27 protein-coding genes and 3 pseudogenes are annotated in these 25,178 nt (G+C 64.1%); 17 read left to right on the top strand and 13 right to left on the bottom strand.

What is annotated here, in order from left to right; genetic code table 11:
* Positions 1 to 4: 4 nt before the first annotated feature.
* Genes ACWPWO_RS15735 through ACWPWO_RS15715 form a run of 5 tightly spaced genes read right to left on the bottom strand, consistent with a single transcriptional unit; the run spans position 5 to position 3,949 of the window.
* A complete protein-coding gene (locus tag ACWPWO_RS15735; RefSeq protein WP_394062623.1) occupies positions 5 to 613 on the bottom strand; it encodes an SCO family protein in 609 nt (202 codons plus the stop codon).
* Positions 614 to 644: 31 nt separating this feature from the next.
* The gene (gene cyoE, locus ACWPWO_RS15730) at positions 645 to 1,538 is read right to left on the bottom strand and encodes a heme o synthase (RefSeq protein ID WP_454007368.1); all 894 of its coding nucleotides are present in this window, start codon (positions 1,536 to 1,538) and stop codon (positions 645 to 647) included.
* Complete coding sequence (locus tag ACWPWO_RS15725) at positions 1,477 to 2,550, bottom strand: COX15/CtaA family protein (RefSeq protein ID WP_454007367.1); 1,074 nt, start codon at positions 2,548 to 2,550, stop codon at positions 1,477 to 1,479. The genes cyoE and ACWPWO_RS15725 overlap by 62 nt, the downstream gene beginning before the upstream one ends.
* 3 nt (positions 2,551 to 2,553) lie before the next feature.
* Positions 2,554 to 3,141 (bottom strand): SCO family protein, encoded by a 588-nt coding sequence (locus tag ACWPWO_RS15720; protein ID WP_454007510.1) that lies wholly within the window; start codon positions 3,139 to 3,141, stop codon positions 2,554 to 2,556.
* Between the two features lie 37 nt (positions 3,142 to 3,178).
* Positions 3,179 to 3,949 carry an SURF1 family protein gene (locus ACWPWO_RS15715; RefSeq protein WP_454007366.1) on the bottom strand — a complete coding sequence of 257 codons (771 nt, stop codon included), beginning with the start codon at positions 3,947 to 3,949 and terminating at the stop codon, positions 3,179 to 3,181.
* 26 nt (positions 3,950 to 3,975) lie between these two features.
* Between ACWPWO_RS15715 and ACWPWO_RS15710 the strand changes: the two genes are divergently transcribed.
* Positions 3,976 to 4,182 (top strand): twin transmembrane helix small protein, encoded by a 207-nt coding sequence (locus ACWPWO_RS15710; protein WP_394062615.1) that lies wholly within the window; start codon positions 3,976 to 3,978, stop codon positions 4,180 to 4,182.
* Between the two features lie 39 nt (positions 4,183 to 4,221).
* Here ACWPWO_RS15710 and ACWPWO_RS15705 read toward each other — a convergent pair whose 3' ends face one another.
* The 5 genes and pseudogenes from ACWPWO_RS15705 to coxB all read right to left on the bottom strand — a co-directional run bounded on the left by ACWPWO_RS15705 (position 4,222) and on the right by coxB (position 8,350).
* Positions 4,222 to 5,097, bottom strand: coding sequence for a cytochrome c oxidase subunit 3 (locus tag ACWPWO_RS15705; RefSeq protein ID WP_454007365.1), 876 nt, complete (start codon positions 5,095 to 5,097; stop codon positions 4,222 to 4,224).
* A gap of 52 nt (positions 5,098 to 5,149) precedes the next feature.
* Positions 5,150 to 5,374 carry a DUF2970 domain-containing protein gene (locus tag ACWPWO_RS15700; RefSeq protein ID WP_454007364.1) on the bottom strand — a complete coding sequence of 75 codons (225 nt, stop codon included), beginning with the start codon at positions 5,372 to 5,374 and terminating at the stop codon, positions 5,150 to 5,152.
* Position 5,375: 1 nt separating this feature from the next.
* Complete coding sequence (locus ACWPWO_RS15695; RefSeq protein ID WP_454007363.1) at positions 5,376 to 5,489, bottom strand: cytochrome oxidase small assembly protein; 114 nt, start codon at positions 5,487 to 5,489, stop codon at positions 5,376 to 5,378.
* A 17-nt stretch (positions 5,490 to 5,506) separates the two neighbouring features.
* Positions 5,507 to 7,110: pseudogene (gene ctaD / locus ACWPWO_RS15690) on the bottom strand (cytochrome c oxidase subunit I).
* A gap of 79 nt (positions 7,111 to 7,189) precedes the next feature.
* The gene (coxB, locus tag ACWPWO_RS15685) at positions 7,190 to 8,350 is read right to left on the bottom strand and encodes a cytochrome c oxidase subunit II (RefSeq protein ID WP_394062605.1); all 1,161 of its coding nucleotides are present in this window, start codon (positions 8,348 to 8,350) and stop codon (positions 7,190 to 7,192) included.
* Positions 8,351 to 8,625: 275 nt separating this feature from the next.
* Here coxB and ACWPWO_RS15680 point away from each other — a divergent pair, with 275 nt between their 5' ends.
* From ACWPWO_RS15680 to ACWPWO_RS15665, 4 genes are all read left to right on the top strand, one after another.
* Entirely contained in the window at positions 8,626 to 9,453 is an 828-nt protein-coding gene (locus ACWPWO_RS15680) for an NUDIX hydrolase (protein ID WP_454007362.1), read from the top strand.
* Positions 9,454 to 9,497: 44 nt separating this feature from the next.
* Positions 9,498 to 10,196 carry a PhaM family polyhydroxyalkanoate granule multifunctional regulatory protein gene (locus ACWPWO_RS15675; RefSeq protein WP_454007361.1) on the top strand — a complete coding sequence of 233 codons (699 nt, stop codon included), beginning with the start codon at positions 9,498 to 9,500 and terminating at the stop codon, positions 10,194 to 10,196.
* A 25-nt stretch (positions 10,197 to 10,221) separates the two neighbouring features.
* On the top strand, positions 10,222 to 11,598 hold the full coding sequence (glmU, locus tag ACWPWO_RS15670) for a bifunctional UDP-N-acetylglucosamine diphosphorylase/glucosamine-1-phosphate N-acetyltransferase GlmU (RefSeq protein WP_454007360.1): 1,377 nt from the start codon (positions 10,222 to 10,224) through the stop codon (positions 11,596 to 11,598).
* 97 nt (positions 11,599 to 11,695) lie between these two features.
* Positions 11,696 to 12,814 (top strand): glycosyltransferase family 4 protein, encoded by a 1,119-nt coding sequence (locus ACWPWO_RS15665; protein ID WP_454007359.1) that lies wholly within the window; start codon positions 11,696 to 11,698, stop codon positions 12,812 to 12,814.
* Between the two features lie 49 nt (positions 12,815 to 12,863).
* Here the strand turns inward: ACWPWO_RS15665 and ACWPWO_RS15660 are convergent, their stop codons facing one another.
* Positions 12,864 to 13,346: an Lrp/AsnC family transcriptional regulator gene (locus tag ACWPWO_RS15660; RefSeq protein WP_394062595.1), complete on the bottom strand. Its 483-nt coding sequence runs from the start codon at positions 13,344 to 13,346 to the stop codon at positions 12,864 to 12,866.
* Between the two features lie 199 nt (positions 13,347 to 13,545).
* Between ACWPWO_RS15660 and glmS the strand changes: the two genes are divergently transcribed.
* The 5 genes from glmS to ACWPWO_RS15635 all read left to right on the top strand — a co-directional run bounded on the left by glmS (position 13,546) and on the right by ACWPWO_RS15635 (position 17,320).
* Positions 13,546 to 15,372: a glutamine--fructose-6-phosphate transaminase (isomerizing) gene (gene glmS, locus ACWPWO_RS15655; protein WP_454007358.1), complete on the top strand. Its 1,827-nt coding sequence runs from the start codon at positions 13,546 to 13,548 to the stop codon at positions 15,370 to 15,372.
* Positions 15,373 to 15,662: 290 nt separating this feature from the next.
* Positions 15,663 to 16,010, top strand: coding sequence for a BON domain-containing protein (locus ACWPWO_RS15650; protein WP_454007357.1), 348 nt, complete (start codon positions 15,663 to 15,665; stop codon positions 16,008 to 16,010).
* A 48-nt stretch (positions 16,011 to 16,058) separates the two neighbouring features.
* Positions 16,059 to 16,262, top strand: coding sequence for a CsbD family protein (locus ACWPWO_RS15645; protein ID WP_454007356.1), 204 nt, complete (start codon positions 16,059 to 16,061; stop codon positions 16,260 to 16,262).
* A 180-nt stretch (positions 16,263 to 16,442) separates the two neighbouring features.
* Entirely contained in the window at positions 16,443 to 16,667 is a 225-nt protein-coding gene (locus tag ACWPWO_RS15640; RefSeq protein WP_454007355.1) for a DUF2945 domain-containing protein, read from the top strand.
* Positions 16,668 to 16,852: 185 nt separating this feature from the next.
* Positions 16,853 to 17,320, top strand: coding sequence for a GNAT family N-acetyltransferase (locus ACWPWO_RS15635; RefSeq protein ID WP_454007509.1), 468 nt, complete (start codon positions 16,853 to 16,855; stop codon positions 17,318 to 17,320).
* Positions 17,321 to 17,359: 39 nt separating this feature from the next.
* On the opposite strand, the gene ACWPWO_RS15630 is transcribed toward ACWPWO_RS15635, so the two are convergent.
* The gene (locus ACWPWO_RS15630) at positions 17,360 to 18,616 is read right to left on the bottom strand and encodes an ArgE/DapE family deacylase (protein ID WP_454007354.1); all 1,257 of its coding nucleotides are present in this window, start codon (positions 18,614 to 18,616) and stop codon (positions 17,360 to 17,362) included.
* A 150-nt stretch (positions 18,617 to 18,766) separates the two neighbouring features.
* Between ACWPWO_RS15630 and ACWPWO_RS15625 the strand changes: the two genes are divergently transcribed.
* The 7 genes and pseudogenes from ACWPWO_RS15625 to ACWPWO_RS15595 all read left to right on the top strand — a co-directional run bounded on the left by ACWPWO_RS15625 (position 18,767) and on the right by ACWPWO_RS15595 (position 24,274).
* A complete protein-coding gene (locus tag ACWPWO_RS15625) occupies positions 18,767 to 19,444 on the top strand; it encodes a GntR family transcriptional regulator (protein ID WP_454007353.1) in 678 nt (225 codons plus the stop codon).
* A gap of 280 nt (positions 19,445 to 19,724) precedes the next feature.
* A complete protein-coding gene (locus tag ACWPWO_RS15620; protein WP_454007352.1) occupies positions 19,725 to 20,681 on the top strand; it encodes a TRAP transporter substrate-binding protein in 957 nt (318 codons plus the stop codon).
* Positions 20,678 to 21,199: a TRAP transporter small permease gene (locus ACWPWO_RS15615; protein ID WP_454007351.1), complete on the top strand. Its 522-nt coding sequence runs from the start codon at positions 20,678 to 20,680 to the stop codon at positions 21,197 to 21,199. The genes ACWPWO_RS15620 and ACWPWO_RS15615 overlap by 4 nt, the downstream gene beginning before the upstream one ends.
* Positions 21,196 to 21,989, top strand: a pseudogene (locus ACWPWO_RS15610) (TRAP transporter large permease subunit); the annotation flags it as partial. The gene ACWPWO_RS15615 and the pseudogene ACWPWO_RS15610, both read left to right, overlap by 4 nt.
* 73 nt (positions 21,990 to 22,062) lie before the next feature.
* Positions 22,063 to 22,476 (top strand): annotated as a pseudogene (locus ACWPWO_RS15605) (TRAP transporter large permease subunit); the annotation flags it as partial.
* Positions 22,477 to 22,525: 49 nt separating this feature from the next.
* The gene (locus ACWPWO_RS15600) at positions 22,526 to 23,281 is read left to right on the top strand and encodes an aspartate/glutamate racemase family protein (RefSeq protein WP_454007350.1); all 756 of its coding nucleotides are present in this window, start codon (positions 22,526 to 22,528) and stop codon (positions 23,279 to 23,281) included.
* A 9-nt stretch (positions 23,282 to 23,290) separates the two neighbouring features.
* Positions 23,291 to 24,274, top strand: a complete 984-nt coding sequence (locus tag ACWPWO_RS15595; protein ID WP_454007349.1) for an NAD-dependent epimerase/dehydratase family protein — start codon at positions 23,291 to 23,293, stop codon at positions 24,272 to 24,274.
* A gap of 101 nt (positions 24,275 to 24,375) precedes the next feature.
* On the opposite strand, the gene ACWPWO_RS15590 is transcribed toward ACWPWO_RS15595, so the two are convergent.
* The gene (locus tag ACWPWO_RS15590; RefSeq protein WP_454007348.1) at positions 24,376 to 25,170 is read right to left on the bottom strand and encodes an AraC family transcriptional regulator; all 795 of its coding nucleotides are present in this window, start codon (positions 25,168 to 25,170) and stop codon (positions 24,376 to 24,378) included.
* Between the last annotated feature and the right edge of the window lie 8 nt (positions 25,171 to 25,178).

The raw sequence follows: 25,178 nt of genomic DNA, 5'->3' as shown, positions 1-25,178 counted from the left end.
CGCGTCAGCCCAGCAGCAGGCGCACGTCGTGGGCGATTTCCTCCGGACTGGCGTCGCCGCGCAACAGCGAGCGCGCCTCGCCTTGCTGGTCGATCACATAGAAGGACGAGGAATGGTCCATGCTGTACTGGCCTGAACCGGGCGCGCCCGAGCGCGCGTAGAAGGCCTTGAACGAGCGCGCCGTGCGGGCCAGCTGGTCGGCGCTGCCCGTCAGCCCCACGAAATCGGGGTTGAAGGCGTTCAGGTAGGCGCGCAGCAGCGCGGGCGTGTCGCGCTCCGGGTCCACGGTGATCATGATGGCCTGCATGCGCGCGGCATCGTCGCCCAGCAGTTCCTGGGCCGTGGCCAGCTGGGCAAGGGCGGTGGGGCAGACGTCCGGACAATGCGTGAAGCCGAAGAAGACCACCAGCACCTTGCCTTTGTAGTCCTTCAGGTGGCGCGTGCGGCCTTCGGTGTCCACCATTTCCAGGTCCTGGCCGAAGTGCGAGCCGCTGATATTGCTGCCGTGGAAAGCCGGCGGGGCGGGCTCGGGCGAGCAGGCGGACAGCAGCAGGCCCAAGGAAGCGACGAACAGCAGGCGTCGCCATGAAACAGCGCTTGAAAGGTTCAGCATGAGGACACGGGAAAGGGGAAGTCAGATCTCCTCAGATTAACCGAACCCAGTGATCCAGTAAAAGCGCGCCGAACAGCAAGGCCAGGTAGAGGATGGAGAACCGGAACAGCTTGCGGGCCAGCTCGTCGCTGTAGCAGCGATGCAGCTGGTGGGCATACTGGATGAAGCGCGCGCCCAGCAGCACGGCGGCGGCCAGGTACAGCGGGCCGCTCATGCGGATGACGAAAGGCAGGATGGTGCCGGCCAGCAGGATGTAGCTGTAGAGCAGGACGTGCAGGGTGGTGAAGGTCTTGCCGTGGGTGACGGGCAGCATGGGCAGGCCCGAGCGCTGGTAGTCGTGCTGGCGGTACAGCGCCAGGGCCCAGAAGTGGGGCGGAGTCCAGATGAAGATGATCAAAACCAGCAGCCAGGCTTCGGCGGGCACCGAGTCGGCCACGGCGGCCCAGCCCAGGGCGGGCGGCATGGCGCCGGACAGTCCGCCGATGACGATGTTCTGCGGCGTCAGGGGCTTGAGGATGACGGTGTAGATGACGGCATAGCCGATGAAGGTGGCCAGCGTCAGCCACATGGTCAGGGCGTTGACCCAGTAATACAGCACCAGCATGCCCAGGCCGCCCAGCAGGCCCGAGAAGGCCAGCACCTGGGCGGAGGTGATGGCGCCGCGCGCGGTGGCGCGGCGGGCGGTGCGCAGCATGCGGGCGTCGATCTCGCGCTCGATCAGGCAGTTGATGGCGAAGGCGGCCGCGGCCAGCATCCAGATGCCCAGCGTGCCGGCCACCACGGTGCCCGGATCGGGCAGTCCCGGCGTGGCCAGGAACATGCCGATGACGGCGCAGAAGACAGCCAGCTGGGTGACGCGGGGCTTAGTCAGTACCAGATACTGGCGCAGGAGCGAAGCTTGGGCGAGGGTAGCGGTGGTTGTCATACTGTTTTCCTTCGAGGACAGTCGACTTGCGGGACAGCCGTACCAGCAGGGTCACGCAGGTCAGCACCAGACCGGCGGCTCCCCCATTATGCAGGACGGCGATCAGAAGAGGCCACTGGAAAAATATCGTGGTTAACCCCGTGACGAGCTGCGCCAGCAGGAGCAGCAGCGCCAGGGTGGCGGGCCGGCGCAGCACCGGATCGGCGCGCAGCTTCCAGGCCACCGTGCCCAGCAGCAGGAACACCGCGAAGGCCATGTTGCGGTGGACCCAGTGGATGGCGGTCAGCGCGGCCTGGGAAATCATCTCGCCCGAGGGCAGTTCGCCCAGGGCGCGGAACAGGGAGAAGCCGCCGTGCAGGTCCATGTCGGGAATCCATTGGCCATGGCACAGCGGGAAATCCATGCAGGCCAGGGCGGCGTAATTGGTGCTGACCCAGCCGCCCAGGCCGACCTGCACGGTCAGCAGCAGCAGCGATACGATGAGCCAGGGCCGCCAGCGTTGCGTGGCCGGGGCGGCCGGCGGGCCGGGGTTTTCGCGCGCCGCCAGCCAGGTCATCAGGGCCAGCACGCCCATGCCGCCCAGCAGATGGGTGGTGACGATGATGGGCATGAGCTTGTGGGTGACGGTCCAGGCCCCGAAGGCGCCCTGCACGCAGACGGCCAGCAGGGTGAAGGTGGCCAGGCGGGCCGAATGGCCCAGCGCCCGGCGATGCCGCCAGGCCATCCAGACAATGGCGATGATGAGCATGCCCAGCGCTGCGCCCACGTAGCGGTGGATCATCTCGATCCAGGCCTTGCCCCAGCTGACCGGGCCGTAGGGCATGGCCTGGTAGGCCTGTTCGATGTGCGCGCCCGCGCCCAGGGGCGTGAGCTTGCCGTAGCAGCCCGGCCAGTCGGGGCAGCCCAGGCCGGAATCGGTCAGGCGCACGAAGGCGCCGAACATGATCAGGTCCAGGGTCAGGAACCAGGTCAGGTAGACCAGCTTGCGATAGCGTAGGCGTATGTCTGCCATGCCTTATCCGATGCGCGAGTTGTACAGGAGCTTGCTGATGTCCTTGCGCACCTTCAGGGGGTCGGCGTCGCCGGGAAAGGACATCATCAGATTGCCGTTGGGATCGATGATCCACATGCCGTTCTTCAGGGCGTCCCTGGCCTCGCCGGCCTGCGGCGCCAGGAAGGCGGCCAGCCGCTGCGGGTCGGCCTGCAGCATGTGGGTGCCCTGGTAGGCCTGGAGTATCTGTTCCGTCGGCTGGCCCTGGTCGGTGACGAACCAGACGCGGGCCAGGCGCTCCACGTTCTTTCCCTGGCTGGCATGGGAGTTTCGCAGGATGAAGAGCTTGCGCACGCAGCTCTCGGGGCAGGCGCTGTCGTCGGCGCTGACCAGCACCCAGCGTCCGCGCAGCGATTGCAGATCGAACGGCTGGCCGTCCAGGCGGCGCAGCGGCAGGGCCGCGTTGTCCGGGACGGGCCGCTGGGGTTCGATCAGCCGGCCGTAGGCGCTGCTGTCGTCGGGGCGCAGTCCCAGGCCCGGGATGTAGTAGGCGGCCAGGGCGAACAGCACGGGAGCCAGGCTGATCGCCAGCAGCAGGTACAGCGGCGTCATGGAGCGCGGGCGGGCGGGGCGTTGGGTCGTTTCCACGTCAGGTTTTCCTTGTTGTTGGCCTGGAGCGTCGCAGCCATTTCCACGCTACACCGATCCAGGCGCACAGGGCAATCAGGGCAAAACCGAACCACTGCATTGCATAGCCGCGGTTCTTCTCGAAGTCGATGTTCGGATCAGGCCAGTCGGTCAGCAATTCCGTGGCCGGTTTGGTCTGCGCCAGCACGCGCGGCTGCAGGGGCAGGGCGCTGCGCTCGCTCAGCTCGGACACGGTCAGGTTCTGCACCACGGGCGCGGCGCCGGACGGGTCGGGCAGGGACCGGGGCAGGGAGGATGCGCCCAGTTCGAACAGGCGCGGCACGCGTTCCAGCAGTTCGCCTTCGATGGCTTGCGGGCCGGCGGGCGCGGCGGGCGGACGGGGCGGCTGGCCGGGCTGGCGCGCCAGCCAGCCGCGCAGCACCAGGATGGCGCTGCCGGCCAGGGTGCCCTGGTCCAGCACGAAAGGCGTGGCGACCCAGTAACCCGGCCTGCCTTTGAAATTGCGATTGTCCAGGAGTACAGTTAAATCGCCGCGCCACGATCCATGCAGCGCGACCGTCTGCCAGAGGGCGCCCCGGTCCAGCGCGGCCTGGGAGTCCACTTGCAGAGGCGCTTGCCGGCGGCCCTGTTCGATCTGCTGGGCCAGCGTCTGGCGTTCCTGGGCCCGGCCCAGCTGCCAGCGGCCCAGGCTGACGAACAGCATCATCAGCAGGCCCAATGAGACCAGGGGGAGCAGGGAACGGCGGGAAGAGAAACGAGTGTTGCTGGACATCAATGAAACCTGAAGCGGGGTGCTGAATGCGTGTGCTCGTACTGGTGGTATTTCTGGGAATTATTGCGTCGCTGGGCTCGGCCCTGGTCTATCTGATGCGGGATCGGGGCAATTCCAGCCGCATGGCCTTTGCGCTGACCTGGCGGGTGGGGCTGTCGGTGGCGCTGTTCCTGTTCGTGTTGCTGGCCCATCACTGGGGCTGGATAGAAAGCACGGGCGTGCCCATGGCTTGAAGACGGCCAGGCCCGGTTTCCCGGGCCTGGCGCGCAGGGTCAGAACCAGTAGACGTACAGGTACAGGCCCAGCCAGACCACGTCCACGAAGTGCCAGTACCATGCCGCGCCCTCGAAGCCGAAGTGGTGTTCGGCCGTGAAGTGGCCGCGCATCAGTCGCAGCAGCATGACGCTGAGCATGGTCGCGCCGATGATCACGTGAAAGCCGTGAAAGCCCGTCAGCATGTAGAACAGCGCGCCGTAGGCGCCGGAGGTGAACTTCAGGTTCAGTTCCGTGTAGGCGTGGTGGTATTCGTAGGCCTGGCAGGCCACGAAGATGAAGCCCAGGGTCACGGTCAGGAACAGCCAGAAGATGGCGCTGCCGCGCTTGCTGGCGCGCAGCGCGTGGTGGGCGATGGTCAGGGTGACGCCCGAGGACAGCAGCAGGGCGGTGTTGATGGTGGGCAGCCAGAAAGGGCCCACCGTCTGGAAGGGGGCGACGGTTCCGGCCGGGCCCTGGTTGGGCCAGGCGCCGGAGAAGTCGGGCCACAGCAGGATGCGGTGATCCAGGTCGCTCAGCAGCGGGGTGGCGATCTCGCGGGTATACCACAGCGCTCCGAAGAAGGCGGCGAAGAACATCACTTCCGAGAAGATGAACCAGGACATGCTCCAGCGATAGGACACGTCCACCCTGGCGCTGTTCAGTCCGCCTTCGGATTCGCGGATGGAGTCGCTGAACCAGAAGTACAGCACCACCAGGAAGCTCAGGATGCCCACCAGGAACAGCCAGAAGCCGCCGGACCAGTTGTTGATCCAGGTGGCGGCGCCCAGCAGGGTCAGGCAGAGGGAAATGCTGGCGCGCACCGGATGCCCCGACAGCCCGGGCACGTAATAATAAGGCGCCTTGGAGGCATGGACCGTGGATTCGACATGCATATTGTTCTCCTTCTCCCTATTCGCCCCCGGGGGCGCAATGTAAGCGATGCGATCAGGACGCGTGGCCGATGAACCAGCGGGCCACCATGACCAGGCCCACGACGAAAAGAACGGTGGCGATGACGGCGGCGATGATCAGGTAGACCGGGTTGATCTTGGCGATGTCCTGCTCGTGATCGCGGCCGCGGCGCACTCCGAAGAACCCCCAGGCGATGGCCTTGAGGGTCTGGAAAAAGCTCAGCTTGCGCCGCGAGAGGTCCCGGAAATCATCATCCATGTCACTGCCCCAGGAATTGGCTGCCCTTCAGGAAGGTCCAGACCAGGACGGCCACCACGAACAGGGCCAGGAGCAAGCCGGTGCGGCGATTGCGGCGTCGTTGTTCAGGGGTCATGGCTGGATCCTCCGGTGTTACTTGATGACGGGCGGCGTTTCAAAAGTGTGGTGCGGAGCGGGCGAAGGCACCGTCCATTCCAGCCCTTCCGCGCCTTCCCATGGCTTGGCGGGTGCGGGCTCGCCCTTGCCGCGCGCCGCCTGGATCACGATGTAGATCAGCAGCAGCTGGGACAGGCCGCACCAGAATGCGCCTATGGTGGCGATCTGGTGGAAGTCCGTGAACTGGCCGGCGTAGTCCACATAGCGGCGCGGCATGCCGGCCAGGCCCAGGAAGTGCATGGGGAAGAAGGTCACGTTGAAGGAAATCATCGTGGACCAGAAGTGGATCTTGCCCAGGCGCTCGTTGTACATGCGGCCCGTCCACTTGGGCAGCCAGTAGTAGGCGCCGCCGAACAGGGCGAACAGTGAACCGGCCACCAGCACGTAGTGGAAGTGGGCCACGACGTAATAGGTGTCGTGCACGGCGATGTCGATGGGGGCCACGGCCAGGATCAGGCCGGTGAAGCCGCCGATGGTGAACACGAAGATGAAGCCGATCGCAAACAGCATGGGCGTCTCGAACGAGAGCGAACCGCGCCACATGGTGGCCACCCAGTTGAAGATCTTCACCCCGGTGGGGATGGAGATCAGCATGGTGGCGTACATGAAGTACAGCTGGCCCGTCACCGGCATGCCCGTGGTGAACATGTGGTGGGCCCAGACCAGGAAGGACAGGATGGCGATGGCGGCCGTGGCGTACACCATGGATGCGTAGCCGAACAGGGGCTTGCGCGAGAAGGCGGGCACGATGGCGGAGATGATGCCAAAGGCCGGCAGGATCATGATGTAGACCTCGGGGTGGCCGAAGAACCAGAAGATGTGCTGGTAGAGCACGGGGTCCCCGCCGCCGGCGGCGTTGAAGAAGTGGGTGCCGAAGTGACGGTCGGTGAGCAGCATGGTCACGGCGGCGGCCAGCACGGGCATCACGGCGATCAGTAGGTAGGCGGTGATCAGCCAGGTCCAGCAGAACAGCGGCATCTTCATCAGGGTCATGCCGGGCGCGCGCATGTTCAGCACCGTCACCACGATGTTGATGGCGCCCATGATGGAGGAGGCGCCCAGGATGTGGACCGCGAAGATGGTGAAGTCCATGCCCGGACCCACTGCAGGGACAGGGGCGCGTACATGGTCCAGCCGCCGGCCGGCGCGCCGCCGGGCACGAAGAAGGACGTGGTGAACAGGATGGCGCCCACCGGCAGCAGCCAGAAGCTGAAGTTGTTCATGCGGGCGAAGGCCATGTCCGAGGCGCCGATCTGCAGCGGGATCATCCAGTTCGCAAAGCCCACGAAGGCGGGCATGATGGCCCCGAAGATCATGATCAGGCCGTGCATGGTGGTGAACTGGTTGAACAGTTCGGGCCGGAAGAACTGCAGGCCGGGCTGGAACAGCTCGGTGCGCAGCAGCAGCGCGAGCACGCCGCCCTCCAGCAGCATGACGAACGAGAAGATCAGGTACATCGTCCCGATGTCTTTGTGGTTGGTGGCGAACAACCAGCGGCGCCAACCCGTGGGTGTGGCATGGGCATGATGATCATCATGTCCGCTCGGGCTCGCTACATGGTCGACGGTAACGCTGCTCATGCTTGACTCCTTCCTGCGGGGCCCTGACCGGAGTCAGGGCTTGAATGACGGTGTGATGGGCGGTGCGGGCGGCGCTCTGTCAGCGCAGGGCCTTGACATCGGCCGGCTTGACGACGGGGTCGGGCCCCTTGCCGGCATTGCCCCATGCATTGCGGGTATAGGTGATGACCGAGGCGATCTGCACATCGTTGAGCTGGTCCCGGAAAGCCGCCATGGCCGTGCCCGGGTGGCCGTTCAACACGGTCTCGATCTGGCCCTTCATGGGCGCCAGGACGTACTTCTCGTCGCCGTCCAGGGCCGGGAAGGTGTTGGGGATGCCCTTGCCGTTGGCCTGGTGGCAGGCCACGCAGTTCTGGGCGAAGACCTGTTCGCCGCGCTTGATCAGCTCATCGGCCGTCCATTCCTTGTTCGGATCGTCCGCCTGGGCGGCCAGCTTCTTCTTCTGGTCGTCCACCCATTTGTCGTAGTCCTGCTGCTCCAGGACCTGCACGACCACCGGCATGTAGGCGTGGTCCTTGCCGCACAGCTCGGCGCACTGGCCGCGGTAGATGCCGGCCTTGTGGGCGCGGAACCAGGTGTCGCGCAGAAAGCCGGGGATGGCGTCCTGCTTGACGCCGAACTCGGGCACCATCCAGGAGTGGATGACGTCCTCGGCGGTCAGGACCAGGCGGATCTTCTTGTTGACCGGCACGACCAGCGGTTCGTCCACTTCCATCAGGTAGTTCTCGCCGATGGGCGCGCGGCCTTCGATCTGGTCGCGCGGCGTGGCCAGGTTGGAGAGGAACTTGACGCCCGAGGCCGGGCCGTCCAGGTATTCGTAGCCCCACTTCCACTGATAGCCGGTGACCTTGACGGTCATGTCGGCGCTGGTGGTGTCCTTCATGGCCACCACGGTCCTGGTGGCCGGCAGGGCCATGCCGATGACGATCAGGAACGGGATCACGGTCCAGGCCACTTCCACGCCCAGGTGTTCGTGAAAGCGCGCGGGCTCCGCCCCCTTGGATTTGCGGTGCCTGATGATGGAGTAGAACATCACTCCGAATACGCCAATGAAGATGATCGTACAGATGATCAGCATCATCCAGTGCAGCCACGCGATGTCCTGTGCGATGGGCGTGACGCCGGTGTGCAGGTTCAACTGGTTGACGCGCGGCCCCCCTGCCATATCGGTGACCTGCGCCCAACTGGACAGCGCCGTGAAGCTGGCGCCCAAAGCAAACAAACTTCTCCACATCTTCATTGTTGTCCCTCTTTTTGGTGTCGCCATGCCAAACCGGGGTTCGGCCGTGTCAACGCTCCGAAAATCCAACGCTGGAAGAAACTGCGGTGTTGCCAGAGGCAGGCTTATAGTTGCTGATTTGTTGCCTGCTCGAAGTTTTCACAGCTTAACTGTTCGGGGAAATTATATCGAACTCGCTTTACCCTTCAAGGGCAGGGTATGTCCCTACAAAACAAGGTTGGACTAAACGCTACAAAAGCCGTAATGGCGCAGGGCATGAATTACAATCGCCGCTTATGAATTCGTTCCAGAACCGAGCGCTCGCCCAGGCCATACGCCAGCGCATGGCGAGCCTGACCTGCCAGATCCAGCAGCTTCCCCCGCCGGGCAGCCGTCCCGTCACCGTCGCCGGACGCGTCGCCGGGTGGATCACTGCGCGCGCCGCCGACTGCATCGAACCCCTGCCCGGGGTGACGATCGAGGAGGACGGGCTGCGCATAGGCGCCGGCTCCCGGCGCCGCCGGAGCCTGGCCCAGGTGCTGGGCAAGGTGGCGCTCAAGCGGCTGGAAGGCGGCTGCATCCGCGCCTGGCGCGGCGAGCTGCTGGACGTGGTCGGCGAGGGGCGCCGCCTGTCGCGCATCGAGCGCGGCGCGGTGCGTCCGCTGGGTTTCCTGACCCAGGCCGTGCATTTGAACGGCTGGTCCTCGGACGGCCGCATCTGGGCGGCGCGCCGCTCGCCCACCAAGTCCACCGATCCCAATATGTGGGACACGCTGGTGGGCGGCCTGGCCGTCTCGGGCGAACCGCTGGAAACCTCCCTGGTGCGCGAGAGTTACGAAGAAGCAGGCCTGCAGCCGCCATCTCTGGCAGGCTGCACTCCCTTGCGCGTTGCCTTGCGCATGCACCGGCGCCTGCCCGAGGGTTATCAGGTGGAGAACGCCCTGGTCAGCGACTGCGTCTTGCCGGACGGCGTGCAGCCCTGCAATATGGACGGCGAAGTCAGCGAATTCCGTCTGCTGACCATGGACGAAACCTGGCAGATGATGGAGGCGGACCTGTTCACGCTGGAGGCGCAGGTCGTGCTGATGGACAGCATGCAGCAGCGCCTGGCGCTGCCTGCCTGAACCCTGGCCTGCCAGGGAGCGGATCAACCCCGACCGGAGCAATCATGAACGCGAATCCTTTTGGCATACCCGATTTCAGCGCCCTGGGCGGAGCCAGCGCCAATCCTTTGCTGCGCAGCATGGACATGATGGCGCAGGCCTGGAAGAACATGGCCAGCGGCGGCGCCGCCGAACTGGGCCCGGGCATGATGCCCAGCCTGTCGGCCGAAGACCTGGACCGCCGCATCCGCGATCTGCGCGCCGTGGAAAGCTGGCTGCAGCTCAACCTGTCCATGCTGGGCACCACCATTCAGGGCCTGGAGATCCAGCGCTCCACGCTGGCCGCGCTCAAGACCATGTCGCAGCAAGGCGGCCTGCCGGCCGGGCAGAATCCCTTTGAAGCCCTCATGGCCATGAATCCGCTGGCGGCCGCGCCGCCAGCCGCGCCACCGGCTGCGCAGGCCGAGGCGCCGGCGCAGCAGCCCGCCGAACCCGCCGACGCGCCGGAGCCGGCCGCGGGCCCCGCCGCGCAAGCCTGGTGGACCATGCTGCAACAGCAGTTCGACGCTATGGCTACCGCCACGGCCGCTTCCCTGCGCCAGGTGGACGCCTTGCGGCAGCAGGCGGGCCAGGCCATGGAGCAAGTACAGAAAACCGCGGCGGATTCTTCTGCCGCCGCCCCCGCGAAGACCGCTCGCAAGACGGCCCGCCGATCCTCGGCCGCCGCCAGGACGGCGCCCAAGAGCGCGGGCAAGAAAACCTGATCGACAACCCTACTAGGTGTTTTTTATGCTGAATATCGTGATTCTGGCAGCAGGCATGGGCAAACGCATGCAATCCGACCTGCCCAAGGTTCTGCACCCCATCGCCGGCAAGTCCATGCTGGGCCACGTGCTCGACAGCGCGCGTGAACTGGGGCCGGAAAAGGTCGTGGTTGTGGTGGGGCACGGCGCCGAGCGCGTGCGCGAGGCCTATGGCAGCCAGGACGGGCTGGCCTTCGCCCTGCAGCAGCCCCAGCATGGCACGGGCCACGCGGTGCAGCAGGCCGTGCCCGAGCTGGCCGGCGGCGATCAGGCCGACGACGCCACGCTGGTGCTTTACGGCGACGTGCCGCTGGTCCAGCCTGAAACCCTGCGCCGACTCCTGGAGGCGCGCGGCCAGGGCGTGGCCGTGCTGACCGAGAATCTGGCCGACCCCACCGGCTACGGGCGCATCATCCGCGGCGCGGACGGCACCGTGCAGCGCATCGTCGAGCACAAGGATGCCAGCGAGCAGGAACGAGCCGTCCAGGAAGTGAACACGGGCATACTGGTGGCCCCGACCGCCCGCCTGAAGGACTGGCTGGGCCGCATCACCAATGACAACGCCCAGGGCGAGTATTACCTGACCGACATCATCGCCCTGGCCGTGGCCGACGGCGTGCCCGTGCAGGCCGCCCAGCCCGCCGCGTCCTGGGAAACGCTGGGCGTGAACAGCCGCGTGCAGCAGGCCCAGCTGGAGCGTCTGTGGCAAGCCGAGCAGGCGCGCCGCCTGCTGGAGCAAGGCGTGACCCTGGCCGATCCGGCCCGCTTCGATCTGCGCGGCACGCTGGAGTGCGGCCGCGACGTCTTCATCGACGTGGGCTGCGTGTTCGAGGGCAAGGTGGTCCTGCAGGACGGCGTGCGCGTCGGCCCGCATTGCGTGCTGCGCGACGTGTCGCTGGCGGCCGGCACCCAGGTGGAGGCTTTCAGCCATCTGCAGCAGGCCAAAGTGGGCGAGCAGGCCCGCATCGGCCCTTATGCGCGCCTGCGCCCCGGCGCGGTGCTGGGCGACCATACCCATGTGGGCAACTTCGTGGAGATCAAGAACACGCAGCTGGGCCACGGCTCCAAGGCCAACCACCTGAGCTACGTGGGCGATGCCGACGTGGGCGAGCGCGTCAATATCGGCGCCGGCACCATCACCTGCAATTACGACGGCGTGAACAAGTTCCGCACCGTCATCGGCGATGACGCCTTCATCGGTTCCGATACGCAGCTGGTGGCTCCCGTGACGGTGGGCCGGGGCGCCACCATCGGCGCCGGCACGACGCTGACGCGCAATGCGCCCGACGATCAACTCACGCTGTCCCGTCCGGAGCAGAAAAGCGTGCCCGGCTGGAAGCGTCCGGTGCGCAAGCCGAAATGAACCTGCGCCAAGTCGGGGCCCAGGCTGCGGGCAGGGCTCGCAGCCTGACTGGGCGGGTCCGGCCTGGAGCGAGGCGCTGCGCTCCGTCCCGGTTTCCATGATGCGTATCCTGCAACTCAACTTCGAGCGCGGCTGGCGCGGCGGCGAACGGCAGACCCTGCTGACCCTGCAGCAATTGCAGCAGGCCGGGCATCAGGTCCGCCTGCTGGCCCGCCAGGGCGAAGAGCTGGCCCGGCGAGCCCGCGCGGCGGGCATGACCGTGGTGGAATGCGCGTCCGCGCCGGCGGCCCTTTGGCATCTGCTGCGGCATGGGCGTGGTTTTGATGTCCTGCACGCGCAGACGGCCTCCTGCATGAGCTGGCTGGCCCTGCTGCACGCCTGGCTGCCTGGGCGCGTCGTCTTCACGCGCCGAACCGCCTTCCCAGTGGATAGGCAGCGGAGGGAACAGCCTCAAGGAAGTTCCTTGACGGGCAAGGAGCGGCGCACGCGCTGGAAGTGGCGCCGGGCTGATCGGCTGGCGGCCATCAGTCAGGCCGCGGCGACGGAACCGCGCCGCCTGGGCTTGCGCGTGGAAGTCATACCCAGCGCCATTCAGGTCCTGCCCGAAGACCCCGACTACGTCGCCGCGTTGCGCTCACGCTTGAACCCCCGGGGTTTGCGCGTGCTGGGCACGACCGCCGCTCTGACGGCGGAGAAGGATCCGCTGACGCTGATCCGCGCCGTGCAGCTGCTGGCGCAGCGCCGTCAGGACTTCATTTTTCTGCACTTTGGCGCAGACGGTTCCGAAACCCCGGCTGCGCGTGAACTCATCGCCCGCTTGGGCCTGGAAGACCGATACCGCCTGGCCGGCTTCGAACCGCGGCCGGAACAGGCCTTTCGGTTGCTGGATGGCTTTGTCCTGAGTTCCCGGCACGAAGCGCTCGGCTCCAGCGTGCTGGACGCCTTCGTCTATGGCGTGCCGGTGGCCGCCACCATGGCCGGCGGCCTGCCCGAATTGCTGGATCAGGGACGCGGCCGGCTGTGCGCGGTGGGCGACGCCCAGGCTCTGGCGCAGGCCATGGAAGACATGCTGGATCAGCCGGACGCCGTCCGGCGGCAGGCCGCGCAGGCCCGGCGATGGGCTCTGCAGGAACATAGCCCGGCCACCATGGCGCAGCGTTACCTGCGCCTGTACGGCCAACTGGTGCAGGCGCGACGCCGTCCCGGCCGGCCCTGAGGCCGTAGCCCAAGGCTGCGAGCCGTGCGCGCTCGAAGGCCGGCTCGTTCTAGGGCGTCGCGGGCCGGGCGGGCAGCGGGACCCGCGTCTCGAATTTGGCCTGGTGGATGGAGAAAAAGCTGCGCACGTTGCGGATGTTGGCCTGTGTGGTGAACAAGGCGTGCGCCAGCTGGTGATAGGCGGTCATGTCGCGCACCTGCAGGACCACGATGAAGTCCACGCCCGTTGACACGCGGTAGCACTGCAGCACGGCTTTTTCGGGCATCACCAGGCGTTCGAAGTCTCGCAACTGTTCTTCGCCCTGGCGATCCAGGGTGATTTCCACGATGGCCGTCAGGCTGGGCCCCAGGCGTTCCGGATTCAACAATGCGACCTGGCGCAGGATCACGCCCTGTTCGCTCAGGCGCCGTACCCGCCGCAGGCAGGTGGGCGGGGAGGCATGCACGCGCGAGGCCAGTTCCTGGTTGCTGATGGAGGCGTCGTTCTGCAGTTGTTCCAGGATGCGCAGGTCCAGCTCGTCCAGATCAATCATGGCACAATTTTTCCTATCGTTATGAAATATAATTTCATAAATCAGTGTCGAGCACAATAAAATTACAGATAGGCTCTTGCATGAAATTTTAATTCATAACGGTAAAAAAACAGACATAAAATTTCCTGAGTTTCAGCTCAAAATAGCTCCATTCGTTTATTGAGCCCGCCTCTGCCGCGGGCTGGAACAGGAGCCTAGTATGTGTGGAATCGTTGGCGCCGTCGCGCAACGCAATATCGTCCCCGTCCTGCTGGAAGGTCTCAAGCGCCTGGAATACCGAGGCTATGATTCCTGCGGCGTGGCGGTGCATGCGGACGGGCAGTTGCGCCGGGCGCGCAGCACGCAGCGCGTGGCCGAGCTGCAGGAGCAGGTCAAGGCGGAGCACCTGGAAGGCTTCACCGGCATTTCGCACACCCGCTGGGCCACGCACGGCGCTCCCGCCACCCATAATGCCCATCCGCATTTCTCGGGCAAGGGCAAGGCGCGCATCGCCCTGGTGCACAACGGCATCATCGAGAACCACGACGAGCTGCGCGCCGAGCTGAAGGACATAGGCTATGTGTTCGAGAGCCAGACCGACACCGAAGTCATCGCCCACCTGATCGACCACCTGTACAACGGCGATCTGTTCGAAGCCGTGCAGCAGGTCATCCGCCGCTTGACCGGCGCCTACGCCATCGCCGTGTTCTGCCAGGACGAGCCGCACCGCGTGGTCGGCGCCCGTCATGGTTCGCCTCTGGTGGCGGGCCTGGGCAAGAACGAGAACTTCCTGGCCTCCGATGCGCTGGCCCTGGCGGGCACCACCGACCAGATCATCTACCTGGAAGACGGCGACGTGATCGACCTGCAGATCAGCAAGGTCTGGATCGTGGACAAGGATGGCAAGCCCGTGGAGCGCAGCGTGCACACCGTGCATTCGCATACCGCCGCCGCCGAGCTCGGTCCGTATCGCCATTTCATGCAGAAGGAGATCTTCGAACAGCCGCGCGCCGTGGGCGATACCCTGCAGGACATCGAAAGCGTCACGCCCGAACTGTTCGGCGACCAGGCCTACAAGGTCTTCCAGGACATCGATAACGTGCTGATCCTGGCCTGCGGCACCAGCTATTACGCGGGTCTGACCGCGCGCTACTGGATCGAGTCCCTGGCCAAGATTCCCGTCAATGTGGAAATCGCCAGCGAGTACCGCTACCGCGACAGCGTGCCCAATCCCCGCACCCTGGTCGTGACCATCTCCCAGTCCGGCGAGACCGCCGACACCCTGGCCGCTCTTAAGCATGCCCGCAGCCTGGGCATGGAACAGACGCTGACCATCTGCAACGTGGCCACCAGCGCCATGGTGCGCGAGTGCAAGCTGGCCTACATCACGCGCGCCGGCGTGGAGATCGGCGTGGCCTCCACCAAGGCCTTCACCACGCAACTGACCGCGCTGTTCCTGCTGACCATGGCCCTGGCCCAGATCAAGGGCCACATGAACGAGCAGCAGGAAGGCGAGTACCTGAAGTCCCTGCGCCACCTGCCCACCGCCATTTCCGCCGTGCTGGCCCTGGAACCCCAGATCATGGCCTGGGCCGACCGCTTCGCCAGCAAGGAAAACGCCCTGTTCCTGGGCCGCGGCATGCACTACCCCATCGCCATGGAAGGCGCGCTCAAGCTCAAGGAGATCAGCTATATCCACGCCGAGGGCTATCCCGCTGGCGAATTGAAGCACGGCCCCCTGGCCCTGGTGACCGAAGCCATGCCCGTGGTGACCATCGCCCCGCGTGACGAGCTGCTGGAAAAGCTCAAATCCAACATCGAGGAAGTCCACGCCCGCGGCGGCGAGCTGTACGTCTTCGCGGATGCCGACACCCGCATCGGCAGCAGCGACCGCGTCCATGTCATCCGCATGCCCGAGCACTACGGCAAGCTCTCTCCCATCCTGCACACCATCACCTTGCAGCTGCTGGCCTACCACACCGCCTGCTCTCGCGGCACGGACGTGGACAAGCCGCGCAACCTGGCCAAGAGCGTGACGGTGGAATAAGCGTTTCAAGGTCTTTGGAGCATTGGCAGGCTGCGTTCATCGCAGCCTGTTTTGCATTGGGCGCGCCGGAATTGGCCGATAGGCAGAAAGGACCAGCAGCCAGATCGGATGCAACAGTCTTAGTGCAAAGTAATTGCTTGTAGCAATTGGTAGGTTTACCGTCCGGAACAACTGCTACGGTATCTGCATCCATTGACCTGGCTGCCATCCAGGTGCCTCCGGTCTTGGACTCCGTAGGTTAGAGGACGATTTAATCAAAAACGTTCTTGCTTATATTGGGAGAAGTAATCATGAAAAAATCCGCTATCTTGTCCAATATCTTAATGACGACTGCTTTGAGCTTTGGCCTGCAGGCCGGCGCCATGGCAGCCGATAAAGACACCAATACGGATCATTCCGCAACGGCGGGCGAAGCCGTCAGTGATGCATGGATCACGACGAAGATCAAGGCTGAACTTGCCAGCACCAAGGATTTGAAAAGCACGGATATTTCTGTCGAGACCAATAACGGAGTCGCGACCTTGACGGGTACCGTGCCTAGCGACATTGAGCTTAAAAAGGCTGTGGCCGCAGCGCAAAGCGTCAAGGGCGTCCAGAGGGTGGATTCCTCCGGCCTGAAAGTCAATGCGAATAAATAATCCGTAAAGCCTAAACCGGTCGAATTTCAAGTACATCCGAGGTATATCATGAATGAAGACACGATCAAGGGAAAATGGAAGCAACTGACTGGAAAAATCCAGGAAAAGTGGGGCAAGCTGACCAACGATGATCTGGACGTTGCCGAAGGCAATGCGGAATATCTGGTCGGCAAGATTCAAGAGCGATACGGTATCGAGCGTGAAGAAGCCGAAAAGCAAGTGCGGGATTTCAATGACGACGCGCGCTACTGATTTATGATTTGCGCTTGACCTTGCAAGAGGCGCCCTGTGAAGACGGGGCGCCTTTTTCATCTGGATCGGGCTGGGATTGATCTGGTTGCCGGCAAGAGACAATGAATAAGCCGGAATTCGCCTTCAATGTAAATGAATTGGGCTTTCGTTAAGTGAAACAGCGAAAAGGAGCAAGCTTCAATGTCGACTGAGTTCAAGGTCGGAGACCATGTCACCTGGAATTCCGAAGCAGGGCACGTCAGCGGCGTCATCCGCAAGATTCATACTGAAGACTTTGAATATAAAGGCCATATGCGCAGGGCCTCTGCGGAAGATCCTCAATATGAGATCAAAAGCGATAAGACCGAGCATATAGCGGCCCATAAGGGCAGCGCCTTGAGGAAAATTGCGAAGAAAGAAAACTGAAGTCCTCTCTTTACATGTTGGGCGTCCGATCCGGCGTACCGATGCGTTTCCAGTACTGCCGCAAGCGGCTCATGTCGCTCGTTGTGCAAATTGCGGCAGGCTTGATTCGCCGCTTCCACAGCATGCGCGTGGGCGCCGGAGCGTAAAATCAGAGGCCAGATCTGCATGACCATGGATAGAGCTTGATGATGATTTCACGTAGCGGGCGTCCTGACGACATACCTGCTTTGAATGAATTGGCCCTGGCCGCAAAAGCATTCTGGGGCTATACGCCCCGGCAGTTGGAGTCATGGCGCAGCGATCTGCAGGTTCATCCTGCCTTGACGACGACTCACCCCGTATGGCTGGTCGAGCAGGAGGGGCGGCTGGCGGGGTTTGTGCAGCTCGACACCCAGGCACGGCCATGGGAGATAAGGGGTCTGTGGGTCCATCCCGATTTCATGCGTCAAGGCATAGGTCGCGTCTTGCTGGAATGGTCCGTCCGGACGGCAAGCACCGCTGCTTGCAAGGAGCTGCATATCGATTCCGAGCCGAATGCGGAAGGCTTCTACTTGGCTTGCGGCGCTCGCCGCATCGGCGCGGCGGCGGCGCCGCTGGACGGCCAGCCTGATCGGGTACGGCCTCAGCTTGTGTTGCCTCTGTGCCGGCCTTGAGGTCTTTGGTTCAATGGGATTTTGTTCTCGGCCATGGCTTTATCGGGCGGCGCCTGAATCGTCCAGCATGTCCAGCAATGTATAGGCGATCACTTTGGCGGCTTTGTTGATCGTGTCCAATGGGACGCGTTCGTCGGCACGGTGGCCGTTGGCTTCCAGCAGGTCGCGGGGTCCGGCGCCATACATGATGGTGGGTATCCCGTTTTCGCTGTAGAGCCGCGCATCCGTGTAGAGCGGTATGCCCATGGCGGCTGCGATGGGCTCGCCCATGATGTCCTGGGCGTTTCTGGCCAGGGTCTCGGCGAACGCGGCCGATGCCGCGGTTGGCGCCAAGGGGCGCGCCAGCAGGATCTGGTCCACCTCGAGCTGGATTCCGGGCATGTCTTTCAAGGCCTCTGCAAGGACCTGGCGCAGGTCTTGCTCGACTTGCGCCGGGCTTTCTTCTGGAATGATGCGGCGATCAATGCGCAGTACGACTTCGTCGGCGACGACGTTGGTGTTGATCCCTCCTTTGATCAGGCCGACGACGCAGGTGGGAGAGGCGATGCCGGGTGTACTGGACACGATCTGGTTCAGCGAATCGCGGTAGCGATAGAAGGCGTTCAGCAATGCTGACGTGGCTTCAATGGCGTCGTGCCCGGTATGGGGCGCTGCAGCATGCGCCGACTTCCCGCGCACGCGCGCCTCCAGGTGCAGGCACCCATTGTGCGCGATGATCACGTTGTAGGAAAATGCGGCGCAGATCACATAGTCCGGCTTGACTATGCCCTGCTCCAGCAGCCAGCCGGGACCCAGCAGGCCGCCCGTTTCCTCGTCGAAGGTGAAGTGCAGCTCCACCGTGCCCTTGAGCCTGGCGCCCGATTGTTTGAGGGCGCGCAGCGCGTAGGCGTAAGTCACGAAGTCGGACTTGGAGACGGCCGCTCCCCGGCCAAACAGCCATCCGTCTCTTTGTTCGCCTTTGTAGGGATCCACCGTCCACCCCAGCCCTGGCGGCACGACATCGCCATGTGCATTCAGGGCGATGACGGGACCGTCGCCGAAGCGTTCGCGGACTACCAGGTTGATGACGGACTGCATGCCTGCCCGGGCCGTTGTTTGCGGGTCCACCTCGTGCAGTTCGACCTCGAACCCCAGTTGGCGCAGTTGTGCGGCTGCGACTCTTGCGATCGGGGCGCAGTCTCCAGGAGGATTATCCGAAGGAGTCCGTACCAATTCAGTCAGATGAGTGATAGCGTTACCATGGCTGGCGTCGATCAGATTCGAGAGTTTGGACTTGATGGTTTCTCGGTGCGGCATGCGGCGCGTCTCCTTGGCGAGGTGCCGATTTTCTTGGGAGGAGTGCTAGAATTTCCGCCCAACAATATTGAAGTTTTTTGTTTTGAATTTATAAATATATTGTAAACAATTTATTTTGATACTGTGGTTACTACGGATGGTAAAGATCAGATGCTGACGAAACGGGTACTGGGCGCCGAGGAAATCTATGATCGTATTCTGCTGGCGATCACGGAGCGCCGCTTGTTGCCAGGAGCAAGGCTGGTCGAGGAGCGCCTCAGCGAGGTGACGGGAGCGAGCAGGGCGCGGATCAGGCAAGTGTTGTCGCGGCTCGCGCATGAGCAGCTGGTGAGCCTGGTGCCCAATAAAGGCGCATGCATCGCAAGCCCCACTGTCGAAGAGGCGCAGGAGCTGTTCTATGCCAGGCGCCTGATCGAACCCAGCCTGGTGGCGGATCTGGCCGGTCGCATCACCCCGGCGCAGGTCCAGCAGTTGAAGGCCCATGTGCAGGCCGAAAGAGAGGCGCGCCGGCAGCGCGACATGCGCACGGTGGTGCGCCTGTCGGGCGAATTTCACATGCTGCTGGTGGAAATGTCGGCGTCTCGCATGTTGCTTCGCATCATGCGGGAATTGACCACTTTCACCTGCCTGATCATCACGCTTTATGACAAGCCGACCATGTCAGCCTGTTCGGATCATGAGCACCAGGATCTGATCGACTGCCTGGAGAAGGGCGATGGGGAGGGGGCGCGCAAGATCATGCTGGATCATCTGCTGGGAATAGAGCAGGCTTTGGACTTGTCCGGCGAGGACGAGGAACTGCCGGATTTCGACGAGATTTTCAAGTAAGCGCCCGCCCGGCAGGGCGCGCAATTCTTCCATGGCTGCTCCTGGTCCGGGACAGCCGGTTCCCGATTCGTCCGCAACGGAAGGCCCTGGTTCGGGCCTTCCGGGGAACCTTGCGCACATAAGAAAAACGTACCTTACCCTGACCTGAATAGGGTTTACGACTATTTTTTGTCGGTTTTGTCTCTGTAGAATTGTTAACTAAATCACATTGCTTTGTTAACAATAAAATGGAGGTGGTGAGATGAAACTGAACAGGTTCTTGTTACTGGCCGGAGTGAGCATGGCAATGTTGGCAGCGGGTGCGCCAGCGCAAGCCGTGGAGCGTTTGCGCATTGCCGGCAATCATCCGGTTGAAGACGCCGTATCGCGGTCGATGGAAGTGTTCAAGAAACTGGTGGAAGAGCGGTCGGCGGGAGAGATCCAGGTCGATCTGTTCCCCGCCATGCAACTGGGCGGAGCGACCGAGAACGTGGACCAGGTGCGTTCGGGCACCGTGTTCGCCACCCTGATCTCATCGGCCTACCTGACGCGGCTGGTGCCTGAGTACGAGGCCTTGAGCCTGCCATTCCTGTTCGACAATCGCGCCCAGGTCGCCAAGCTGGTGGGCGGTCCGGCAGGCGAGAAGCTGCACGAGAAAATGGGCAGGCAAGGCTTTGAAGTCCTGAGCTACGGCGAGATCGGGTTCCGCCACGTGACCAACAGCCTGCGCCCGCTGGCGACGGCGGATGATTTCCGCAGCCTGCGCATCCGCCTGCAGCCCAACGAGGTGCATCTGGCCACCTTCCGGGCGTTGGGCAGCAACCCCATTTCCATGGACGTGTCCGAGCTTTACTCGGCCCTTCAGCAGAAAGTGCTGGATGGGCAGGAGAATCCGTACAGCACCATTGCAAGCCGGCGCTTCAATGAAGTGCAGGGACATCTGTCCGACAGCTCGCATTTCTATGACGTGCTGGTGGTCATGGCCAACAAGCGGCGCTACGACAAGCTGTCCCCCGAACACCAGAAGATCGTGGGCGAGGCCATGCGGGAAGCCATGCAATGGCAGCGTGAAACCGCGGAGAAGGAAGACAAAGCCTCTCGCGCCCAGCTGACCGACTCCGGCATGGTCTTCACCCCCATTGCTCCTGATGTGCGCGAGCAGCTGCGCGCCGCCACGGCCGGCGTCGTGGACCAGGTCAAGAAGCGCACCGACCCCGCCTTCGTGGATCTGGTCCTTGAGCAAGTGAGAGCGCCATGAGCGAGTCCGCGGCTGCGCTTCCGCCTCTTTTCGCCGGGCTCAAGGCCTTCCTGAGCCGTGTGGACAGGCTGACTTACTGGATCATCGTGGCGGTGATCGGGGCCATGACGCTGATCGTGGCCGTCCAGGTGATCATGCGCTACTTCTTCGGGCTGTCCATCGATTCGGCGGACGAGCTCTCCCGCCTGCTGTTCGTCTGGTCCATTTTCCTGGCTGTGCCGCATGGCGTGCGCCTGGGCATCCATGTGGGCATAGACGTGCTGGTGGGAACGCTGTCCGCCACGACGCGCGACCGCATCTTCCGGGCAACCTGCCTGGTCAGCATGGTGCTGATGGCGGTGGTGTGCCTGGGAGCCTGGACGGCGACCGTCGAGCGCTGGCCCGAGCTGATGCCCACGCTGCCCCTGAGCTCGGCCATGTTCTACATCCCCTTGCTGATCTGCGCCGTGCACAGCTTTCTGCACCTGCTGCTGCAGCTGCGCTGCGGGGCCCAGGTCTGGGCAGGAGAAAACCTATGAGCGTGTATCTGGTCCTGCTGTTCCTGGCGCTCGCCCTGACCGGCATGCCCCTGGCATTTGCGCTGGGGCTGGCTTCGATCTTCGCGATATGGATGCTGGATTTCGAGCTGGTCGTCATGCCGCAGCGCATGATGCATGCGGTCAACAACTTCCCGCTCATGGCCATTCCGCTGTTCATATTGGCGGGCGAGCTGATGGTGCGCGCCAACATCATGGAAAGGCTGATCGGCTTTGCCAACAGCATGGTGGGACGCGTCAACGGAGGGCTGGCGCAGGTGACCATCATTTCCGGCACGATCTTCTCGTCGGTGTCGGGCGCCGCCGTGGCCAGCGCCAGCGCCCTGGGCAGCACCCTGATGCCTTCGCTGCGCAAGCATTACCCCGACGGCTATTCGGGCGCGGTCATCTGTTCCGCGGCCAACCTGGGCGCCATCTTCCCGCCCAGCAATGCCATGATCGTCTACGCGCTGATGGCGGGCTCGTCCGTGTCCGTCGGGGGATTGTTCATGGCGGGCGTGGTGCCGGGCTTCGTGCTGGTGCTGTGCTTCATGCTGTGGGCCGGATTCACGGCCAAGCGCCGCGGCTATCCCTTTACCGGCGAGCATTTCAGCCTGCGCAACATGCTGGTCCAGGCCCGCCGCGCGCTGGTCATCCTGCTGATGCCCATCATCGTGGTCGGGGGATTGTCTTCGGGGCATTCACCGCTACGGAAGGGGCGGCCATCGCGGTGGTGTATTCGGCGATGATCGGTTTTTTCGTCACCAAGACCTTGCGCATCGCCGATCTGCCGGGCTGCCTGTTCCGGGCGGCGGTAACCTCCGCCATGGTGGGGGCGCTGGTGGCCCTTTGCGGCGGCGGTCACCTTCATCTTCACGGTGGAAATGGTGCCGGCGCAACTGTCGGCCTTCATCCAGGGCATGACGCAAAGCCCCATGGTGTTTCTGCTGCTGGTGATGGCCCTGCTGATCGTGCTGGGCATGTTCCTGGAATCGAACGCCGCCTACATCATGCTGGTGCCTCTGTTCGCGCCCCTGGCGCTGGCCTACGGCATAGACCCGCTGTACTTCGGCTTCCTGTTCGTGTTCAACCTGATCATCGGCATGATGACCCCGCCCGTGGGCGTGCTGTATTTCGTGGTCAGCGGCATCGGCAAGGTGCCGCTGGGAACCTTGATCCGGGATTCCTTCCCCTTTGTGCTGGTGCAGTTCGCCGTGCTGGGCCTGTGCATCGTGTTTCCCGGTCTGGTGACGGCCTTGCCCCGCGCCATGGGCTTCTGATTCCTGCGCGGCCCCCGGCAGGGGGCCGCTGTTTCATGCAGAGGACTGTATGCGTCTACTCATCGTCAATCCCAATATTTCCCGCAGCGTCTCGGACTTGATCGAGGCCGAGGCCCGGCGGGCTGCTTCTGCGGACACCCAGCTGACCGTGGCCACGGCGCCGTTCGGGGTGGCTTACATCGAGACCCGCGCCGAGGCGCTGATCGGCGGCTATGCCACGCTGACCGTGCTGTCGGAACAGTATCGCGACTATGATGCGGCCGTGGTGGCGGCGTTCGGCGATCCGGGGCTGCAGGCCGCGCGCGAGATCCTGCCCATTCCCGTGGTGGGCATGACCGAGTCGGCCCTGATGTCGGCCGCCATGCTGGGCGGACGGATTTCCATCATCGCCATCTCGCGCCGCATCCGCACCTGGTACGAAGAAACGGTTGCCTGCTACGGCATGAGCAGCCGGCTGGCCAGCATACGCAGCCTGGAGAACCCCTTGCGCGACATCGCGACCATCCAGCAGGATCATGGGGACCAACTGGTCGCCTTGTGCGAGCAGGCGATCCAGGAAGACGGCGCCGATGTCATCATCATCGCGGGCGCGCCCTTGGCGGGCTTGGCGCGTTCTGTCGCCGACCGCATTCCGGTTCCCGTGGTGGATGGCGTCAGCTGTGCCGTGTGGCAGGCACAGGCCCTGGCGGGCATAGGGGCGCGGCCGGCGCAAAAGGGCAGCTATGCGCCGCCCGCCGACAAGCCCGTGGCCGGCCTGCCGCCTGAACTGATGAAGCTGGTGGGCCGCCAGCCGCTGGCGCGCTAGGGGCGGGCGATGCCAGCGACCATGATCACCGGCGGAGGCGGATTCTGCGGCTTGAATATCGCCGAGCATTTGCTCGGACAGGGCCGCAGGGTCGTGCTGTATGGCGTGGACGAACCGCCAGCGCAGGCGCTGGCGGCGCTGCGGACCTTGCCGGGCGTACTGCTGGTAGAGCAGGGCGATGTGCGGGACCAGGCGGCCCTGAAGCAGGCGATGGCCCGGCATGACGTGGATGAGCTCGTGCATGCGGCCGCCATCACGGCCTCGCTGCAGACCGAGCAGCGCGCCGCGGCAAGAATCCTGGACGTCAATCTGCTGGGCACGATCGCCGTGCTGGAAGCGGCGCTGGGCAGGGGCGTGCGGCGGCTGGTGTGCCTGAGCAGCGGCGTGGTCTTTGGCAGCAGGGTCAAGAAAGAAGGCCTGCTGGACGAGGACCGGGATATTCCTGTTCCCGAAAGCCTGTACGCCATCAGCAAGTACGCGGCCGAGCGTGCCGCCTTGCGCTATAGGCAGAGCCGGGGCCTGGACGTGGTGGTGCTGCGGGTTGGCACCGCGTTCGGCCGCTGGGAATACAGTTCCGGGGTGCGCGATACCCTGAGCGTGCCGTATTCACTGTGGCACATGGCCCGCCAGGGCAAAGAGGCGGTATTCACGTCTGAGCTGCCGACCGATTGGGTGTATGGCGACGACGTGGCCCAGGCCGTGTCCCTGCTGTTGCAGGCAGCGTCGTGCCGCCATGGACTGTATCAGGTGGCCACAGGTGCGAGCTGGAGCGTGCCGCAATGGTGCGACTTGTTGCAGACGGAGTTTCCTGCGTTCGTCTATCGATGCACGTCTTGCCGGGGCCAGGCCAATGTCGGCGTGCCCGCGCCGACCGTCAGGCCGCCTTTTTCGGTGGCCCGCCTGGAGCAGGAGTTCGGATACAAGGCGCAATACAGGGAACAGGCGGCGTTTGACGACTATATGCAGTGGCGCCTGGGGTATCCCGACTGGTGATGCACCAAGGCGGGGCCTGCCGCATCGAGGACATGCCCATACGCATGGACTGGGCATCGCGGTAACTGGAGAAGATGACGGCGGAGGGCGCGGCGGAACGCTCAGTCCGCGTTTTTGCTTTTGCGCCCGGCAAGGTAGTGGCTGGGTGCGGCGCCCAGCGCGCGCTGGAAGGCGGCCGTGAATGCGCTGGTATTGCTGTAGCCCAGTTCCATGGCGACGCGCGTCACCGAGTCGCCCAGGCCCAGTCGCGTCAGCGCGGCCAGCAGGCAGGCTTGCTGCCGCCATTGGCCGAAGCTCATGCCTGTCTGCGCCCGGAACAGGCGGGTGAAGTTGCGCCGGCTCATGCCGACCTGCCGCGCCGCCGTATCGATGTCGACTTCCAGCGTGGGCGCCTGCAACAACTGGCGGCACAATTGCGCCATCCTGGGCCCCAGGGGCAGCGGCGCGTTCAAGGGCAATTCGGGCATGGCGGCGATTTCCTCGACCAGCAGGCGCATCAGATGATCGTCGCGCCCGCCCAGCGCGTATTCCTTGGGCAAGTCCACGGCGGCGGACAACAGTTCGTGCAGCAGAGGCGATACTCCGAGAACGGTGCAGCGAGCGGGCAGGCCGGCGGTCAGTGCGACGTCGGGGAAAATGTAGGCGCTGCGCGTGCTCGTCGGGCCGCTCATGCGTACTTCGTGCTCGATTCCGCTTGGAATCCACGATGCGCACCGTGGAGGCACGACCCAGCTTCCCGCGCTGGTCGTGACGGTCAGCACGCCGGTGATCGCGTACAGGCACTGGCTGCGCCGGTGGCTGTGAGGGAGCAGCACGGTCCCGGCAGGATAGTCGTTGCCCAGGGCGAAGACCGTGCGTTGCACGTCTTCATGGTCCTTGACGAGGGTATTTCGCATCGTGAATC

The organism is Alcaligenes sp. Marseille-Q7550 (genome assembly GCF_965112015.1).
The sequence above is the reverse complement of the archived record's forward strand: the minus strand, read 5'-3'. Positions and strand labels throughout refer to the sequence as shown.